The 18,445-nt window shown below is 45.4% G+C and carries 15 protein-coding genes; 14 read left to right on the top strand and 1 reads right to left on the bottom strand.

Features of this window, described 5'->3' with window-relative positions; translation table 11 throughout:
• The first annotated feature begins 33 nt into the window (after positions 1-33).
• Positions 34-873, top strand: a complete 840-nt coding sequence (locus ECA1_RS10015) for a MetQ/NlpA family ABC transporter substrate-binding protein (protein WP_005227209.1) — start codon at positions 34-36, stop codon at positions 871-873.
• Positions 874-932: 59 nt separating this feature from the next.
• A complete protein-coding gene (locus tag ECA1_RS10010; RefSeq protein ID WP_015508853.1) occupies positions 933-2,141 on the top strand; it encodes a M20 family metallopeptidase in 1,209 nt (402 codons plus the stop codon).
• Between the two features lie 78 nt (positions 2,142-2,219).
• Here ECA1_RS10010 and def read toward each other — a convergent pair whose 3' ends face one another.
• On the bottom strand, positions 2,220-2,783 hold the full coding sequence (gene def, locus ECA1_RS10005; RefSeq protein WP_005227211.1) for a peptide deformylase: 564 nt from the start codon (positions 2,781-2,783) through the stop codon (positions 2,220-2,222).
• Positions 2,784-3,029: 246 nt separating this feature from the next.
• Here def and ECA1_RS10000 point away from each other — a divergent pair, with 246 nt between their 5' ends.
• The 12 genes from ECA1_RS10000 to ECA1_RS09945 all read left to right on the top strand — a co-directional run bounded on the left by ECA1_RS10000 (position 3,030) and on the right by ECA1_RS09945 (position 18,279).
• A complete protein-coding gene (locus ECA1_RS10000; RefSeq protein ID WP_060792390.1) occupies positions 3,030-4,094 on the top strand; it encodes a DUF871 domain-containing protein in 1,065 nt (354 codons plus the stop codon).
• A complete protein-coding gene (murQ, locus tag ECA1_RS09995; protein WP_060792389.1) occupies positions 4,087-4,995 on the top strand; it encodes an N-acetylmuramic acid 6-phosphate etherase in 909 nt (302 codons plus the stop codon). The genes ECA1_RS10000 and murQ overlap by 8 nt, the downstream gene beginning before the upstream one ends.
• On the top strand, positions 4,995-7,007 hold the full coding sequence (locus ECA1_RS09990) for a glucose PTS transporter subunit IIA (RefSeq protein WP_081091735.1): 2,013 nt from the start codon (positions 4,995-4,997) through the stop codon (positions 7,005-7,007). The genes murQ and ECA1_RS09990 overlap by 1 nt, the downstream gene beginning before the upstream one ends.
• 126 nt (positions 7,008-7,133) lie before the next feature.
• Entirely contained in the window at positions 7,134-8,165 is a 1,032-nt protein-coding gene (locus ECA1_RS09985; protein WP_060792388.1) for an LPXTG cell wall anchor domain-containing protein, read from the top strand.
• Positions 8,166-8,431: 266 nt separating this feature from the next.
• Complete coding sequence (locus ECA1_RS09980) at positions 8,432-9,100, top strand: TetR/AcrR family transcriptional regulator (RefSeq protein ID WP_005227217.1); 669 nt, start codon at positions 8,432-8,434, stop codon at positions 9,098-9,100.
• Positions 9,093-10,820 (top strand): ABC transporter ATP-binding protein, encoded by a 1,728-nt coding sequence (locus ECA1_RS09975; RefSeq protein ID WP_005227218.1) that lies wholly within the window; start codon positions 9,093-9,095, stop codon positions 10,818-10,820. The genes ECA1_RS09980 and ECA1_RS09975 overlap by 8 nt, the downstream gene beginning before the upstream one ends.
• On the top strand, positions 10,817-12,697 hold the full coding sequence (locus ECA1_RS09970) for an ABC transporter ATP-binding protein (protein ID WP_005227219.1): 1,881 nt from the start codon (positions 10,817-10,819) through the stop codon (positions 12,695-12,697). Before ECA1_RS09975 ends, ECA1_RS09970 begins: the two co-directional genes overlap by 4 nt.
• 204 nt (positions 12,698-12,901) lie before the next feature.
• Positions 12,902-14,047, top strand: a complete 1,146-nt coding sequence (gene argD, locus ECA1_RS09965) for an acetylornithine transaminase (RefSeq protein WP_060792387.1) — start codon at positions 12,902-12,904, stop codon at positions 14,045-14,047.
• A gap of 146 nt (positions 14,048-14,193) precedes the next feature.
• Entirely contained in the window at positions 14,194-15,216 is a 1,023-nt protein-coding gene (gene argC / locus ECA1_RS09960) for an N-acetyl-gamma-glutamyl-phosphate reductase (RefSeq protein ID WP_016609579.1), read from the top strand.
• 78 nt (positions 15,217-15,294) lie between these two features.
• Positions 15,295-16,485, top strand: coding sequence for a bifunctional glutamate N-acetyltransferase/amino-acid acetyltransferase ArgJ (argJ, locus tag ECA1_RS09955; RefSeq protein ID WP_060792386.1), 1,191 nt, complete (start codon positions 15,295-15,297; stop codon positions 16,483-16,485).
• A 35-nt stretch (positions 16,486-16,520) separates the two neighbouring features.
• A complete protein-coding gene (gene argB, locus ECA1_RS09950) occupies positions 16,521-17,282 on the top strand; it encodes an acetylglutamate kinase (RefSeq protein WP_060792385.1) in 762 nt (253 codons plus the stop codon).
• A 175-nt stretch (positions 17,283-17,457) separates the two neighbouring features.
• Positions 17,458-18,279, top strand: a complete 822-nt coding sequence (locus tag ECA1_RS09945; RefSeq protein WP_015508862.1) for a VOC family protein — start codon at positions 17,458-17,460, stop codon at positions 18,277-18,279.
• Positions 18,280-18,445 lie beyond the last annotated feature (166 nt).

Raw genomic sequence — 18,445 nt, 5'->3', positions numbered from 1 at the left:
AAAAAAACAAGCAAGTCTATGGAGGAAGCAAAAATGAAAAAAATCGTACAATCAATCGTCTTAGGGGCAGCATTATTATTTATTACAGGATGCGGAAACAATGGCAGTGCCGCAGCCAATGACCAAGAAGAAGTGACGGTGAAATTAGGGGTGATCGGGGCGGACACCGACGTTTGGGATGATGTCAAGGATCGTTTGAAAGACGAAGGCATCAATTTAGAATATGTCCAATTCTCTGATTACAATCAACCCAATGCAGCTTTAGCTGATGGTTCCATCGACCTTAATTCATTCCAACACCAATTTTTCTTGGACAACTATAATGAAGAATTTGGTACTGATCTCGTATCGATCGGCAATACAGTCAATGCGCCATTAGGCATTTATTCCGACAAAGTGACGGATGTCAACGATTTGGCGGAAGGAGCTAAAGTTGCGATCCCTAATGATGTGACCAATGGTGGTCGGGCATTGCTTTTGTTACAATCAGCTGGATTGATCAAAGTGGATGAAGCAGCCGGACAAACACCAACGGTCGCGGATATTACAGAAAACCGTTTGAACTTAGAAATTTCAGAACTTGATGCAGCGCAAACCGCCCGGGCACTTTCGGATGTCGATGTTTCGGTCATCAATAGCGGTATGGCGGTGGATGCAGGATTTGTACCAACCGAAGATGCGATCTTTTTAGAGCCTGTTGATGAAACGGCCCGTCCTTACGTCAACATCATTGCCGCCCGTAAAGAAGAGGAAGACAATGAAGTTTACCAAAAAGTGGTCGCTGCTTACCAAACAGAGGATACGAAAAAAGTCATCGAGGAAACGTCAAAAGGATCAAGCGTTCCTGCTTGGGAAACCTTTGGGGCAAAATAAGCACCATGTAATTTGATAAAAAAACTGAAAAAGCATGTATAAAAAGGAGAGATTTGATTATGACAACAGCAACTATTACGAAAGCAGCCATCAAACCATTTATCCAAGAGCGTTTAGCCGCTTATCAAGCCTTGGCATTAGATATCCACAATCACCCAGAAGTCAGCAACTATGAGTTTTATTCAGCCGATGCCCTGATCGCCCAATTAGAAAAAGAAGGCTTTGCTGTTAAAAAGGATGTGGCAGGCCATCGCACCGGCTTTGATGCCCGCTATGTCAGTGGGAAACCGGGTCCGACGATTGCCTTTTTAGCCGAGTATGATGCGTTACCTGGCATCGGTCATGCCTGCGGACACAATCTCTTCGGGACTTATTCCGTCTTAGCTGCCAGTGCTCTGCAACCTTTCATCGATGAGCTAGGCGGGGAGATTCGAGTCTATGGGACGCCAGGAGAAGAAGGTGGAGAAAATGGTTCCGCTAAAGGCAGTTTTGTCCGTGAAGGGTTCTTCGATGATGTCGATGCCGCTCTTTGTGTCCATCCAGCCCATCGCTATGGCAAAACGACGGCTTCATTAGCCAATGATCCAGTGGATATCAAGTTCTATGGTCGGGCTTCCCATGCGGCAGCTGCACCAGAAAAAGGCATCAACGCGTTAGAAGCATTGCTGCAAGTCTTTAACGGGATCAATGGGTTGCGCCTGCATTTACCAAAAGATGTCAATATTCATGGTGTGATCACCGATGGCGGCGTGGCAGCCAATGTCGTGCCAGAATATGCAGCCGGTCGTTTTTATTTACGAGCTGCCAATCGAGCAACCTTGAATGATGTCTACGAGAAAGTCGAAAACATCGTAAAAGGAGCCGCTTTAGCTACGGGAGCGACCTATGAATTTGGTTTGTTCCAAAACTCCGTCGACGATGTGATCGTGACACCAAGTTTTGATGAGATCTTCTTCGCCCATGCCCAAGAAGCGGGCGTACCTGCCGATGAGATCGATACGGAAGCCAAAACAAGCCTTGGTTCGTCTGATGTCGGCAATGTCAGCCAAGTGATTCCAACGATCCAACCCACTGTTTCGATTTCAGATGATTACATTGCGGGGCATTCGGAAGAATTCAAAGCCGCTGCCAAGAGTGAAAAAGGCTTGCAATCGATCGCCATCGCGGCGGAACTTTTAGCGCTGACGGCATTAGACCTTTTTGAGCAGCCAGCGTTATTAGAAAAAATCAAAGCCGATCATCAAGAAAGCCTAGCGAAAGGCAATTAATGCCAAAACCGTGAAGGAAGATAGTCAATAGTATAGAAAAAAAGTCTCTGCCGCAAAATGTCGGTAGAGACTTTTTAGTTAGTCGATGACTAAAATGCCTTCTTTCAATGAAAAAGGATTTTGTTGATTGATATGATCGTAGAACATGACCCCGTTCAAATGATCGATCTCATGCTGAACGACGATCGCAGGATAGTTCTTCAAACGAACTTTTTTCTTTTTGCCGTTGATGTCGTAATAGCTGATCGTGATCCGGGCATGGCGTACCACGTAGCCAGGGACTTCACGGTCAACGGACAGACAGCCTTCGCCTTCACCCAAACAAGCTTCTTGCACGGAATGACTTAAAATTTTGGGATTGTATAGAACATCTTTAAAATCAGGTTCTGTTTTTTCTGGGTCGCTGCTAGGGACGAGGACCGCTGTGATTCGTTTTGAAATATCTAATTGAGGAGCTGCTAGACCAACGCCGCCTCTTAATTCAAGTTCTTCTGCCTTGACTGGGTCTTGGCTATTTTCTAAAAAGGTCATCATTTCTTTTCCTAGTGCGATATCTTCTTCGCTCAAAGGAAAAGGTACTTCTTTTGCTACTTCACGCAAGGTTGGATTGCCTTCGCGAATAATATCATCCATTGTAATCATTGATGATGTGATTCCTCCTACTATGTAAAAATGACGAAAGCAAGTTTCGTTCCTAATAAAGTGTACCATAAGTGTAGAAAGAAGGGCATAAGAAAGTTTAAACGGTAAAGCTTTCTTATTAAATGAAACGATATTTCTATATTAATGATTTAATTATGAAATATAGTTGCGAACGGGAAAAGAATCAGTTATAATGCTTTTATAGAAAACGGTATCACGAAAGTGACCCATCAAGGAGGCAAAGAGATGTTCGGCTTTTCTGTATTTATGAACGAAGACTTGACGGCAGCAGAACTTGAGCAGATGACTGCGATGGCATCAGGCTTTAAAGGGATTTTCACCTCCATGCACATACCAGAAGATGATCGCAGTACTTATCGGCAGCGTTTGACGGACTTGGGAGGTTTCGCAAAAGACCATCAGCTGTCTTTAATGGTAGATATTTCTGGAAACGCATTAGCAGAAGCGGGCTTTTCCATCGACAATCTGGCGGAACTAAGGGAGATCGGTGTCACTGGTTTACGAATGGATTATGCGATCGACAATCAGCAAATCGCAGCTTTTTCAAAAGAAATGACCATCAGTTTGAATGCCAGTACATTAACGGAAAAAGACATTCGAGAGCTGCAGGCGTATGGAGCCGATTTTACTCGATTGGAAGCTTGGCACAATTATTACCCTCGACCAGAAACGGGACTGGATGCTGACTGGTTTCAGGAGAAGAACCGCTGGTTGAAAGCACAAGGCTTTTTTGTCCAAGCCTTTGTTCCAGGAGATGCCAAGAAACGCGGGCCGTTATTTCAAGGATTACCCACACTGGAAAGACACCGCAACTGGTCGCCGTTTGCCGCAGCGATCGACTTGTTGGCTACCGGTTCAGTTGATGCTGTTTACATTGGTGATGGGATGGTTTCTGCAAAAAGTGCGCAGCAGTTTGCGACGTATCTGCAAGAAGCGCGGATCGTTTTGCGGGTCAAAGATCTTGGTTCCACTTACTTTGAACACGTCTTAGGGAATCACCAAAATCGTTACGATGAAGCTCGGGATGTCTTGCGCAGCGCCGATGCCCGTTTCAATGCCATTCCAGAAGTCACACCTGAACTTAGTCAAGAGCGGCCAGTGGGGGCTGTGACGATCGATAACCAAGAGTACTTGCGCTATATGGGAGAGATCCAAGTGTGCAAACGACCTTTGCCGGCAGACCCAAAAGTCAACCTCGCCGCTCAGGTGATACCAGCCGATCTGCCGTTGATCCAACAAATCAAAGCAGGGATGCGATTTAAATTAGAAAGAGATGATTCCGATGAATAAAATCAATTTAGACAAATTAACGACCGAACGACGCAATAGTGAAACGAGCAATTTAGATGAAATGACGATTTTAGAAGCGTGTCAAAAAATGAACCAAGAAGATCAAAAAGTTGCCTATGCGGTGGAAAAAGAAATTCCTAGTATTGAAAAAGTCATTGAACAAACTATCGCTGCTTTTAAAAAAGGCGGACGCTTGATTTATCTTGGCGCTGGTACGAGTGGTCGATTAGGCGTCTTGGATGCGGCCGAATGTGTCCCAACCTTTGGGGTATCACCAGAGATGGTGGTTGGTCTGATCGCCGGTGGTAAAGAAGCGATGACGGTCGCTGTCGAAGGAGCAGAAGACTCCTTAACGCTAGGCAAACAAGACCTTATCGATTTGAAGTTGAACCAAAATGATATGGTGATCGGGATCGCTGCCAGTGGCAGAACCCCTTACGTGATCGGGGCGCTTGACTATGCCAATGAGCTCGGTGCCACAACGGCTACGATCGCTTGTAATAAAGATGCGGAGATCTCTCAGCATGCCAGCTTTCCAATCGAGGTCGATTGTGGACCAGAATTTCTTACAGGTTCGACTCGTTTGAAATCAGGGACTGCCCAAAAATTGATTTTGAATATGATTTCGACGTTATCGATGGTAGGGATCGGCAAAGTCTACAATAATTTGATGGTCGACGTGAAAGCGACCAACGAAAAATTGGTGGAACGCTCAAAACGGATCATCATGCAGGCGACTGAAGCTGATTACGAAACAGCCGCCGCGGCATTTGAAGAAGCAGATCAGAATGTCAAATTGGCGATCGTGATGCTGTTGACTGATAGTACGAAAGACGAAGCACAAGCAAAACTTGCCACGGCACAAGGGTTTGTCAAAACGGCGTTAGGAGGAGAAAAGTAATGGCAAAAGAAACACTGACGGTAGAAGAGTTAGCGGAGAAGATTTTTCAAGAAGCCGGCGGAATGGACAACGTAGAAACAGTCAATCACTGTATGACTCGCGTACGAATGACCGTCCGCGACCACGACAAGGTCGATCAACAAGGGTTAAAAGAGATTCCCGGTGTGATGGGTGTGGTCAATGATGAGCAGCTGCAAGTCATTATCGGACCAGGGAAAGTCAACAAAGTAGCCAATGCAATGGTGGCAAAAGCTGGTGTTGATTTAGGGCAAGAGATCCCACAGCAAAAATCAGGCAAAGAGGCGTTATCAGAAAAAACGGCAGAGATGAAAGCAGCCCAAAAAGCCAAACAAAAATCATCACCATTAAAGTCGCTGCTGAAAGATATTTCTAATATCTTTGTTCCAATGATTCCAGCCTTCGTTGGTGCAGGACTCGTCGCAGGGATCGCTTCTGTCCTGACCAATATGATCACGGCTGGCCGATTAGATGGAGATACTTGGAATTATTATGTCATGATTTTAAACGTCCTCAGAAATGGGATGTTCACCTATTTAGCGATCTTTACTGGGGTCAATGCAGCGCAGGTCTTTAAAGCCAATCCAACCCTTGGTGGCGTGATCGGTTCGATCATCTTGCTGACAGGTATGAACCCAGAAGCCCCGATCCAAAACTTGTTCACTGGCGAAGCTTTAGCTGCCAACCAAGGAGGGATCATCGGTGTGATCTTCGCTGTATGGCTTTTGGCGAAATTAGAGGCAGTGCTGCATCGAGTGATTCCTGAAGCAATCGATATTATCGTGACCCCGACGTTGTGTTTGCTGATCATCGGTTTGACGGAGATTTTCTTGATCATGCCATTGGCAGGTCTGATCTCTGACAGCTTAGTCGGTTCGATCACTTGGGTCTTGAACGTGGGCGGTGCTTTCTCCGGGTTTGTCTTAGGGGCGGCCTTCCTACCAATGGTCATGTTTGGTTTGCATCAAATTTTGACCCCGATCCACATTCAAATGATCGAAGCAACAGGCAGCACGCAATTATTACCGATCTTAGCCATGGCTGGTGCTGGTCAAGTCGGTGCAGCTTTAGCCTTATGGGTACGACTACGTAAAGACAAAGAGCTTTCTGAAATGATCAAAGGTGCATTGCCAGTTGGGATCTTAGGCATCGGCGAACCATTGATCTATGGAGTGACGTTGCCATTAGGTCGACCATTTATCACTGCTTGTATTGGTGGTGGGATCGGTGGTGCGGTCATTGGCGCTTTGACAAATATCGGCGCAACGGCGATTGGACCATCAGGGCTAGCTTTGATCCCCTTGATTGCCAACGGCCGTTGGATGGGCTATATTTTCGGCTTGTTAGCAGGCTATGCTGGCGGCTTCGTTGCCACCTACTTCTTTGGGATTCCGAAAGATCGCTTAGAAGCATTCAAAGAAAGCGAGGCAGAAGAAGCAAAACCAGCTGCAACCGTTACTGTGCAACCGCAACCAAAACAAACGAGAGAAACGGCTGCAAAGGAAACGACAGCAACTCCATCAAAAGAACCGATCGATACCCCTTTATACGCAGTAGCCACAGGCACGACAAAAGCGATCAGTGCATCAAGTGATCCGGTATTTTCGCAAAAAATGATGGGCGACGGGTATTTCGTCTTGCCAGACAATGGTGCGATCTTTGCACCAGCAGCAGGAACCGTCACGACGATTTTTCCCACGAAACATGCATTGGGAATCAAGACTGCCAGCGGGCTAGAGATTCTGCTGCACATGGGTGTTGACACCGTCGAATTGCAAGGAGCACCTTTTGAGATCCTGGTGGAGGAAGGCCAAGCCGTGACACCAGCTACCCAAGTTGCCCAAGTCGATTTGGCGCAGTTGACGGCTAAAGGCAAAGCTTCTGAGATGCTCGTGATCATCACCAATATGGAGCAAGTAGCCAATGTCGAAGGGTTACCAGGAACAGAAACAAAAGCGGGTCAAGCCGTCATGCATGTGGCAACGATAAAATAATGTTAAAACCTCTATCGGATAAAGATAGAGGTTTTTTAAGAAGTTACTAAATAGATTGCGAAAAATTTTCCTTTATGTTACAGTTTCGTTACAAAGGGAGTGATCCCATTCGAGGAGGCAATGAGGATGAAAAAAATAATTTGGTTCGGACTAATGACGCTAGCTTTTTCACCACTGATGGTTCATGCAGATGAAACAGCTACGAGTGAAAGTGGCAATCAGGCTACCGTTAGCGAGACGCTTTCATCAGAGGAGCAATCAGGAACGGATCAGACACAAGCTGCTGTCCAAGAAAGTACAGTAGAAAATCAAGAGACGGATCAATCCGCTGCTTCAGAAACTACGACTACCGAGAATCAAGAACCAGTCGATTCCGAAGCTGTTATTGCCTCGATCCAAGCAGAGACGGGGACGCAAGATGTCAGTGAGATCAACACGTTAGCCGATGAACCTAGTTCGCTGCGTAGCGCCTTAACCCAAGGAATCACTGAAGGAAGTGTGACCGCATTTACCCAAGAACAGTTGGACCAGTTGACAGATGAAGAATTGACCAATGGCAATCGTCTGGCGCTACGTTATTCCAGTGATGCGATGGGCTTTGATATTGCTTACTTAGCAAAAATCATCGGTGCCTTGTTTGTCGATCAGACGTTATCCTGGGAAGCCATTGAGCCGCAATTGGCTTTTGATGCAAATAGCTACGCCAGTTTTGCTGACTTGATTCCTGTTGTGGATCAGCTGCAGGAATATTTACGGGTCGTCTATCCAGCAGACGGAGTCTTTTTACATTTGAATCAAGCCGTTTCCAACGAATGGATGATCTCAATTTTGACCAATTTAAATCAGATGGAACAAGAGATGCAAGTCGATCCAGGTGCCTTTGTCCCAGGACGGATCTCTTATATCATTCAAGCGGCAAATGATTCCATGTATCTGCCTACAGGCACGCAAACGAGTACGACTGAAGAAGCGACCGCAACATCGACGAGTGCTCAAGAAACAGCGACAACGACTTCTTCGAAAGAGGCCAACGCTACTGCCGATGGTGAAAAAACATTACCTAAAACCAATGAAGCGCCAAGCTATACCTTACTGATCGCAGGTGTTATCCTGCTGCTGATTGTTTTCTTGATTCTATGGCGCCGCAAGAAAAAATGATTGTTATTTATAATCGTCAGAATGAAAAAATAGCAACCTTCGTTTTCCATCAGGGAAACGAAGGTTTTTTGTTTTCAGAAATTTCATTGGTTATTTCTTTTCAAATAACGCCCTTTATAAAAAGACCAGAATCGATTCCTTCATAAAAAAGTCAAATTTAAATTCTTGCATTCTCTGGTGAGGGGTGTATAATGACACAGTGTCATATGACAACGTGTCATATCGAGAGCTGTGATTTATTTTAAATTAGAAAGGAGTTGCTTGTGATGCCGACCGATACATTTTTTCACTTGCCGCCAGAAAAACAAAAGCGCATCTTAAATGCGGCGAAAAAAGAATTCTCAAGACTGCCGCTGAAAGACGCCTCAATCGCCAACATCATCAAAGATGCCGAGATTCCTCGCGGGAGTTTTTACCAATACTTCGAAAACAAAGAAGATCTTTATTACTATTATTTCCATACGTTGAAAAAAAATAGTCAGCGAGATCTGCTGAAATCGATCCAACATGAAAACGGGGATCTGTTTGCGGGGTTCGAATGGTACTTTTCACGGATGATCGCCGAGGTTTTCAAAGGCAAAAACGCAAACTTTTACCGCAATTTATTTATGAGTATGGATTATCGTTCCTTCCATAAAGTCGTGCCAGAGATGCAGCACAAGATGCATCAAGAAAACAAAGCCGATCGGCAGAAGCAGCAAGCCATCTTTTTGTCAGAGGTCGACAAAGATTTATTGAAAGTCAAAGACGACCATGAGTTGAAAATGCTGATCCAGCTGCTGATGCATACCGTCTTTTCGACGATTGCCGAAGCCTATCGCCAATCAGCGTTTGATCCAGACTATGATCCTGCCGAAGCGATCGCTGATTTCAACAGTAAAGTCCGCTGGTTAAGAGAGGGCGCAAAAAAAGAAAGAGGGGAAACCTATGATTAAGCTGATAAAACGCGTATCCGTCATTTCCATAATCATGGCAGTGGTGTTTATGGTGATCCAAGTCGTTTCTGATTTGTATCTACCGACATTGACTTCCAATATTATCAACAATGGGGTGGCGACAGGCGACATTGATTACATTTGGAAAACCGGCTTTTACATGATCGGCTTTTCATTGATCAGTATCATCGCCGCTTTAGGAAATACGTATTTCGCAACAAGAGAATCACAAAAATTAGGACAAAAACTACGTTCGGACATTTACCAAAAAGTTGAGAATTTTTCTTCTCGATCTTTTGATAAATTCGGGACCGCATCATTGATTACAAGAACCACCAACGACGTCAACCAAATTCAAATGGTGACGCAAATGTTTTTACGTATGATGATCAATGCACCGATCACACTGATTGGGGCGAGTTTCTTGGCCTATCAAAAAGATGCCCAATTAACAAGAATCTTTTTAGTCGTTATTCCTATCATGCTAGTATTGGTCGGCGGTATTATGTATTTTGCCGTTCCTTTATTCAAAAGTATGCAAAAGAAAACCGACCGTTTGAACTTAGTCTTTCGTGAAGGCTTGACGGGGGTCCGCGTTATTCGGGCATTTGACAAGACGGATTATGAAGCGAATCGCTTTGATGAAGCCAACAAAGATTACACCCACACCGCGATTAAAGTAAACACCATCGTGGCATTGATGATGCCATTGATGACGTTGATCATGAGTGGGACGAACATTGCCATCACATGGTTTGGGGGTCATTATATTGCCGAAATGACCTTAGAAGTCGGAAACTTGATTGCGTTTATGACCTATGCAATGCAAATTTTGATCAGCTTTATGATGCTGTCCATGATCTTCGTGATGGTGCCAAGAGCCCAAGCATCAGCTGATCGGATCAACGAAGTCTTAAATGAAGAAGATGAAATTCTCGATCCAAAAACACCAGCGACATTGAGCTTACAAGGGGACCAAGCAACCTTGGCCTTTGACCATGTGGCGTATCGCTACCAAGGCGCTGAGAAATTGGCGTTGGAAGATATCGATTTTCAAGCAAAATCTGGTGATTTTGTTGCCATCATCGGTGGGACGGGCTCAGGGAAAACGACCTTAGTCAATCTCTTGCCTCGTTTGTACGATGTGGAGTCTGGTGCAATCAAAATCAACGGGGTCAATATTGCAGAAGTCACCCAGCACAATCTACGAGAAGTCGTGGGCTTTGTTCCGCAAAAAGCGGTACTGTTTTCTGGTACCATTCGTGAAAATATGAAATACGGAAAACCCGATGCATCAGATGAAGAAATCTGGCAAGCCTTAGAGATCGCCCAAGCCAAAGATTTTGTCTCCGAACTGGCAGATGGCTTAGATAGCCGTGTAGAACAAGGCGGCGGCAACTTCTCTGGTGGACAACGTCAACGTTTAGCGATCGCTCGTGCGTTAGTGAAACAAGCAGATGTCTATGTCTTTGATGATTCCTTCTCCGCACTGGACTTCAAAACCGATGCCAACTTACGAGCAGCGCTGAAACGCGACATGCAAGACAGCATTATGGTCGTGGTTGCCCAACGGGTCAGCACCGTCATGGATGCCGATACGATCTTAGTATTGGATGAAGGAAAACTCGTAGGAAAAGGGACCCATGAATCATTAATGGCAGACAATGAAACCTACCAAGAAATCGTTTCTTCACAATTGAGAGAGGAGGATCTTGCATGAGTGAAAAGAAAACAACAACACAACACCGTGGCGGACCAATGGGCGGCGGTCCAGGCCGTAACATCGGTGCCAAAGGACCAAAACCAAAAAACTTTTGGGGGACGGTCAAACGGCTTTTCGGGTACATGTCGAAACGCTCCATCGCTATCATCGCCGTCTTCGTTTTAGCGATCGCAGCCGTGATCTTCCAAATACAAACACCGAAAATTTTAGGGGAAGCGACCACTGAAATTTTTAAAGGTGTCATGATCGGTGCGCAGCAGATGCAAGCCGGCCAACAGGTAACAGAATTTCCTATCGATTTTGAGAAAGTTGGTCAAATCATTTTGATCGCGATCGGCATGTATGTGATTTCAGCCGTCTTCAACTTTCTACAACAGTTTATTATGACCCGTGTCTCGCAACGGACGGTTTATGAGCTGCGTCGTGACTTAGATGAAAAAATGAACCGCTTGCCGATCTCTTACTATGATACTCACTCAAATGGGGATATCATGTCACGGGCGATCAATGATATGGATAATATTGCAAGTACCCTGCAACAAAACTTGACCCAATTTATTACGAGTGTCGTGACCTTTATCGGGGTTTTGTGGATGATGCTGACGATCAGTTGGCAACTGACTTTGGTTGCTTTAGCAACGGTTCCTTTAAGCTTGATCGTCGTGATGATCGTCGCACCAAAATCGCAAAAATTCTTTGCGGCACAACAAAAAAGTTTAGGATTGCTCAATGACCAAGTCGAAGAAACTTACGGCGGTCATACCGTTGTCAAAACCTTCAACCATGAAGCCGCCGATCAAGTCGTTTTTGAAGAAGAAAATGACCGTCTGTATTCCGCTGGTTGGAAAGCCCAATTTATATCAGCGATCATTATGCCCTTGATGAACTTCATTAAAAACTTAGGCTATGTCTTCGTGGCTGTCCTTGGTGGGATCAAAGTGGCGAATGGGAACATGACGTTAGGGGATGTGCAAGCATTCTTGCAATACACCAATCAATTCTCTCAACCGATCACTCAAATCGCTAGCTTGCTAAACACCATCCAATCAACCGTTGCATCTGCCGAACGGGTCTTTGAAGTCTTGGATGAAGAAGAAATGACTGATGAGCCTTCTGGATTGCCAGTGGAAGACAGTGAATACAAAGTTCGTTTCGATCATGTTCAATTTGGTTATGCCCCAGACAAATTATTGATGACCGATTTTAATCTGGATGTCAAAGCTGGTGAGATGGTGGCTATCGTAGGACCTACCGGCGCTGGGAAAACCACGCTGATCAATCTCTTGGAACGTTTTTATGATGTTTCTGGCGGTAGCATTCGTTACGATGGCAAAGATACCCGAGACTTGACTCGTGATGAGTTGCGTAGTAATATCTCGATGGTGCTGCAAGATACGTGGTTGTTTACTGGTTCCATCTATGACAACATTCATTATGGAAATGAAAAAGCGACCAAAGAGCAAGTGATCGCTGCGGCGAAAGCTGCCCATGTGGATGATTTTGTTCGCAAATTGCCAGAAGGCTATGATACGGTCTTGAATGAAGAAGCCAGCAACATCTCCCAAGGTCAACGTCAGCTGATCACGATCGCCCGCGCCTTCTTAGCGGATCCCGACGTTTTGATTTTGGATGAAGCAACTTCTAGTGTCGATACGCGGACGGAAATCTTGATCCAAAAAGCAATGGGTCGTTTGTTAGAAAATCGGACCAGCTTTGTGGTTGCTCACCGTCTCTCTACGATTCGTGATGCTGACAATATTATCGTGATGAATCACGGGTCCATTGTTGAGACTGGAAATCATGAGGAATTGATGGCACAAAACGGTTTCTATGCAGACCTGTATAACAGTCAATTTTCAGAAGAAGTGGCGTGATCCACTGTTTGTAATGAAAGAAATTCTTCCCCAAATGATTATAAACAGACCGCCAAAGGTTGACTGAAAGAAAGCAGTGATTGTCACTGCTTTCTTTTTTTTATGAGTTTTTATCGCTTTATTTTAAATATTTATTGCAATTAACTGGATTAAAATGTATATTAATACATAATTTCGAATGATCCAAGACAAGGAGTGAACCCAATGAGTCATCTTTTTCCTAATTACAGCCGTTTACCCATCGATATCCAGCAAGGCAACGGCAGCTATGTGGTAGATTCGCAAGGCAACCAATATTTAGATTTAACAAGCGGCATCGGGGTCGTTAATCTCGGTTATGGGCATCCCAAAGTGCAAGCCGCATTGATGACACAAGCAGAGCAGATTTGGCATGTGCCGAATTTGTATGACAGCCAGTTGCAAGAAGAAGTTGCCCAAAAGCTGACCCAAAATCAAAAGAGCGCTTCAGACGAGCCGTATCTGGCTTATTTTTGCAATAGTGGCGCTGAGGCGAACGAAGCTGCTTTAAAGCTGGCTCGCAAAGCGACTGGCCGCAGCAAAGTCATTAGTTTTGAACAATCTTTCCATGGTCGGACCTTTGGGGCGATGTCTTTGACTGGGCAAAGTAGTATCCATGATGGGTTTGGACCGTTAGTACCAGAGATGGTGTATGTACCCTTTAATGACCTTGAGGCATTGCAAGCCGTTTTAGATGAGCAGACGGCAGCCGTGTTTTTAGAATTGATCCAAGGCGAAGGCGGTGTGATCCCTGCTGAGGTGGCGTGGGTCCAAGCGGTGGGAGCCCTTTGTCAGGAGTTGGGGGTACTACTGGTGGTGGATGAGATCCAAACCGGGATGGGACGGACAGGAACACTGTTTGCTTTTGAAGGATATGGCATTGAACCTGATCTTTTTACCGTAGCAAAAGGGCTTGGTAACGGGATCCCTGTCGGAGCGATGCTAGGCAAAAGCCATTTGCAAACGGCTTTTGGACCCGGTAGTCACGGTTCGACCTTTGGTGGCAATAAATTAGCGATGGCCGCTGCTAGTGCCGTTTGCAGTGTGTTGCAAGAAGGGGACATTCAAGTCAATGTTCAATTGCGCCAGCAGCAGTTTCTCGACGGATTGCAAGGACTATCTAAGGTGCAGGCGATTCGTGGGAAAGGATTGATGATCGGTATCGAATTAGCCGATTCGGAAAGCTTGCAATCCGTGTTGACCCAACTGCGGAACCAAGGCCTCCTCGCATTAAAAGCGGGAACCAAGGTTTTGCGCTTGCTGCCGCCTTTAACGATCTCGCAAGAGGAAACGACAGCAGCCTTGGCGATTTTGCAAGCTGTCTTAGCATAATTGCATAAAAATAGATTTTTCGGGCTTTTTTTCTTATAAAAACCGAATAATAGCGAATTTATTTTGAATAGTTTTATAAATAATCATTGACAAAGCGATGGGAGTTTCTTATAATCTTAAGTAAATTCTTTTGAGGAGTGACGTGTTTGAAGGCAGCAATCGTTGGTGTAACAGGGTATACCGGAATTGAATTGATTCGTTTGATCCAGCAACATCCCCAATTGGAGGTGGGCACCTTGCATAGTCATTCTATGCATGAAAATTCATCAGTTTTGTATCCTCATTTAATTGGACTGACAGAGCGGCTGATCGAACCTTTTGATGCAGAAAAAATCCAAAAGGAAAATCAACTCGTGTTTTTTGCGACTCCTGCTGGAATCAGCAAAGAACTCGCAGCGACTCTTGTCGCAAATGACTTTCCAGTGATTGACCTTTCTGGTGATCTGCGATTGAAGGATCGGGATAGCTATCAAAAATGGTATCACCAAGAAGCTGCACCTGCCGAGTTGTTGGCACAAGCGACCTATTCGCTGCCTGAGTTTGCAACGACTCCTGGCAATTTGATCGCCAATCCAGGCTGTTATGCGACTGCTGCCATTTTAGCTGCTGCGCCGTTGGTTCAGCAAAAACTATTCAGCGGTACGTTGATTTTTGATGGCAAGTCGGGTTTGTCGGGTGCTGGTAAGAAATTGACGGACAGCAGTCACTTTGCAACCGCTGCGGATAACATGACGATGTATAAGCCAAATCAGCATCAGCATATTCCTGAGATCATGCAGCAGTTTCAGCAATGGGATCAGGCAATGCCGCCGATCCAATTTTCTACCAGCTTACTGCCTGTCAAAAGAGGGATCTTTATGACGCTTTATGCGCCTATCAAAGACGCGATTTCGCAAGAGGACATCTATGAGCAGTACGTAAAAACGTATCAAGACCATCCGTTTGTCCGAGTGCAACCGTTAGGAAAGCTGCCCGAGCTGCGGCAAGTGACGGGAACGAATTTTTGTGACATTGGCATATGTTTCAATCCGCTGACCCAAGTGTTGACCGTTGTCGCAGTGATCGATAATTTAGGCAAAGGGGCTGCTGGCCAAGCGATCCAAAACTTCAATCGATGGGCAAAGATACCAGAAACGACTGGTCTTATGCAAGCACCGTTATATCCATAAAATAGCCAACAGACGCGTGAGGATACTCGTGTCAGCCAGTGGACAATCCGCAAAAAGGTGGCAGTAGGAGGAAAGAAAATGAAAGAAATCGAAGGAACGATCGCAACCCCCAAAGGTTTTTTTGCCGACGGTCTGCATTGCGGTCTGAAGAAAGAGAAAGTCGATCTTGGTTGGATCGTCTCTGAAGTGCCAGCCAGTGCTGCGGCAGTCTTTACCACCAATCAAGTACAAGCGGCACCCATTCTCGTTACAAAGGAAAAAATGCAAGCAGGCACCTTGCAAGGCGTGATCGTCAATGCGGGCAATGCCAATGCTTGTACCGGGGAGCAAGGTTTAAAAGATGCACAAGAGATGGCAGAATTGGCAGCAGCCCAGCTGCATACGAGTCCCGAAGCCTTTGCGGTAGCCTCCACCGGGATCATTGGTAAGAGCTTACCGATGGAAAAAATCACTGCAGGGATTCAGCAACTAAACAGGCAAGGGGATGCCCACCGATTTCAAAGAGCGATTTTGACGACGGATCTGACTGAAAAAAGCAGTGTCATCCAATCAACGATCGCTGACAAAACGGTGACTGTTGCGGGCTGTGCCAAAGGGTCTGGTATGATCCATCCCAATATGGCTACGATGCTGGCCTTTGTTACGACGGATGCGGCGATCGCTCCAGCACTCTTGCAAGCACTGCTGAAAGAATTAACCGACGTTACCTTCAATCAAATCACGGTCGATGGCGATACATCCACCAATGATATGGTGTTAGTTTTAGCCAACGGGTTAGCCAAAAATCCAACGATCGAAGCTGACACGCCAGCTTATCATGAGTTTAAAGGGATGCTCAAAGCAGTTCTGACCGCACTAGCCAAAGCAGTTGCAAAGGACGGAGAAGGCGCCAGCAAATTGATCGAAGCTTACACGAGTGGAGCTGTGACCGATGAAGCAGCCCGAATGATCAGCAAAACCATCGTCGGTTCGCCACTGGTCAAAACAGCCCTCTTCGGCAAAGACCCGAACTGGGGGCGTATCTTATGTGCAGTGGGCTATAGTGGGCAGCCGATCGATCCAGCAACGGTATCGATTGCATTAGCCGACATTCCCGTCTTTGTCCAAGGGACACCGGTAGCTTTTGACGAAACCATCATGCAAGAACAGTTGGCGGAAAATGAAGTCAAAGTCGCTGTCGAGCTGAAAGAAGGGGCAGGTGTTGGCACCGCTTGGGGCTGTGATCTGACGTATGACTATGTGAAAATCAACGCACTATATCATACCTGAAAGAAATCAGGTACTAGACAAAAAGGAGCGAGTAGATGAAAACGATCGTAGTAAAAATCGGCGGTGTCGCCTCAGACAATTTAACCCCGTCATTCTTTGAGACTATAGCAGATTGGCAAGCTGCGGGCAAAAAAGTAGTCATCGTCCATGGCGGCGGTCACTACATCTCAGAAATGATGGAGAAAATGGCGTTGACAGTCACGATCAAAGACGGCCTGCGGGTGACCGACCCCCAGACGCTTGAAGTAACTAGAATGGTCCTTTTGGGACAAGTTCAACCGCTGATCACGACCGCTTTCCAGCAAGCTGGGTTCCATGCCGTAGGACTGAATGCTGGCTGTGATCAACTGATTCAAGGAGAAGTCATTAATGAAGAAAAATTAGGACAGGTGGGGAAGGTTCAACAAATCAACGCTGCTTTCCTGAAGCTCTTGACAGAGAAAAAACATGTCCCGATCCTGGCACCGCTAGGAATTACCCCAGAGGGGAAATGGCTGAACATCAATGCCGATGAAGTAGCGTGTCAGGTTGCTGCTAGTTTACAAGCCGAAAAACTATATTTGTTGACGGATGTCCCTGGGATCAAGCAAGAAAGCCAGTGGTTATCAGCTGTTTCTTTTGAAGAGATCCCCCGTTTGATCACCGAAGAAGTAGTCACAGGCGGCATGCTGCCAAAACTAAAAAGTGCGCAGAAAGCCTTGAAAGCAGGGGTAGCTGCCGTTTGTATCACCGATCGAATCGATCGTTTAGGAACCCAGATCCTCGCGGCAAGTCCAGCCGCAGCTGTCTGTAGCTGAAGTCATTAGCAACACCCAAATGCCTCTTCTCTACTCATAAAAATGCAAAATTCTGACTTTTCTTTGCTTTTCTTCTTATTTTCTCTAAAAAAAGAATAAAATAGGTAGGGATTTCATTTGCTAGAATTTCGTTTTATCAGTACAATGAGTACATATGTAAGTAGGGGGAGAAACAATGACAGATTTCTTATTGGGGAGCAGTACGAAGTTGCTGACTGTTGCAATCCGGGTAAAAGACCGCGATCAAGCGATTGCCTTTTATCGGGATGTACTTGGTTTTGAGTTGAAAAGAGAAGAAAATGAATTGGCCATCTTTGGTCTAAAAGGATTAGATAGAGAAGTTTTATGGTTGGAAGAAAGCCCGCGTGCCAACGATCACTTCGGCGAGATCAAAAAAATGCAGCGCATCGTCTTAGCCGTATCCTCATTAGAAGAAGCGGCAACTATCGCGAGCAATGCCCAACAAAAAGCGATTGCTTTCGAAGAAGCTCGTTATGAAGCGAATCAATTAGGCTTTATTATAGCTGATCCAGAAGGGAACAAAATTGAAGTCTTATTTACAGCACCCGCAGGAACTGCGGTACCAAAAGACGAAGCAGAATTGATCAAAGCGGCACCTGCAAAAGCGGCTGGCTTATCAAAAGAAGCTCATTTTGGCAAGCTGTATTTAAACGTCAGTGATCTAGCCAAAGAGCAGCTTTTCTTAGAAGAAAGCTTAGGCTTGAAAACAAAAGAAGCCGAAACGAAGGAATTTATCCTCAATGATGGTGACTTCCAAGTCGGCTTGACTGAAGCACAAGGTGGTACGATCGATTTGCCGACCCATGAGGTGCTTGGCTTAGACTTCTTGAAAATCTCCATCAGTCAAGAAGATATCGATACATTGGAAAAGCACTTGTCTGAGAAGAACCAAGAGTTCTTCATCGACAAAAAACGGAAGTTGTTGACGACCTACGATGCGATCGGTATCGAATGGTGGTTTATCGTTAAAAAATAAATCTAAATAGATAAGAAAAAACATCGGAAACTCTTTTGAGTAGTCGATGTTTTTTGATGACTAAGAAACCAAGCAAGCGAATCGACTAGCTGATCGAGTCGGATAGTTGGAGGAAAAAAGGGGATAACGAGTTTTGTTTGCTGCTAAAAAGTGCTAAAGTTAGAAG

It is taken from the genome of Enterococcus casseliflavus NBRC 100478 (assembly GCF_001544095.1).
Lineage (GTDB): Bacteria > Bacillota > Bacilli > Lactobacillales > Enterococcaceae > Enterococcus_D > Enterococcus_D casseliflavus.
This window is presented reverse-complemented; position numbering and strand designations above follow the sequence as displayed.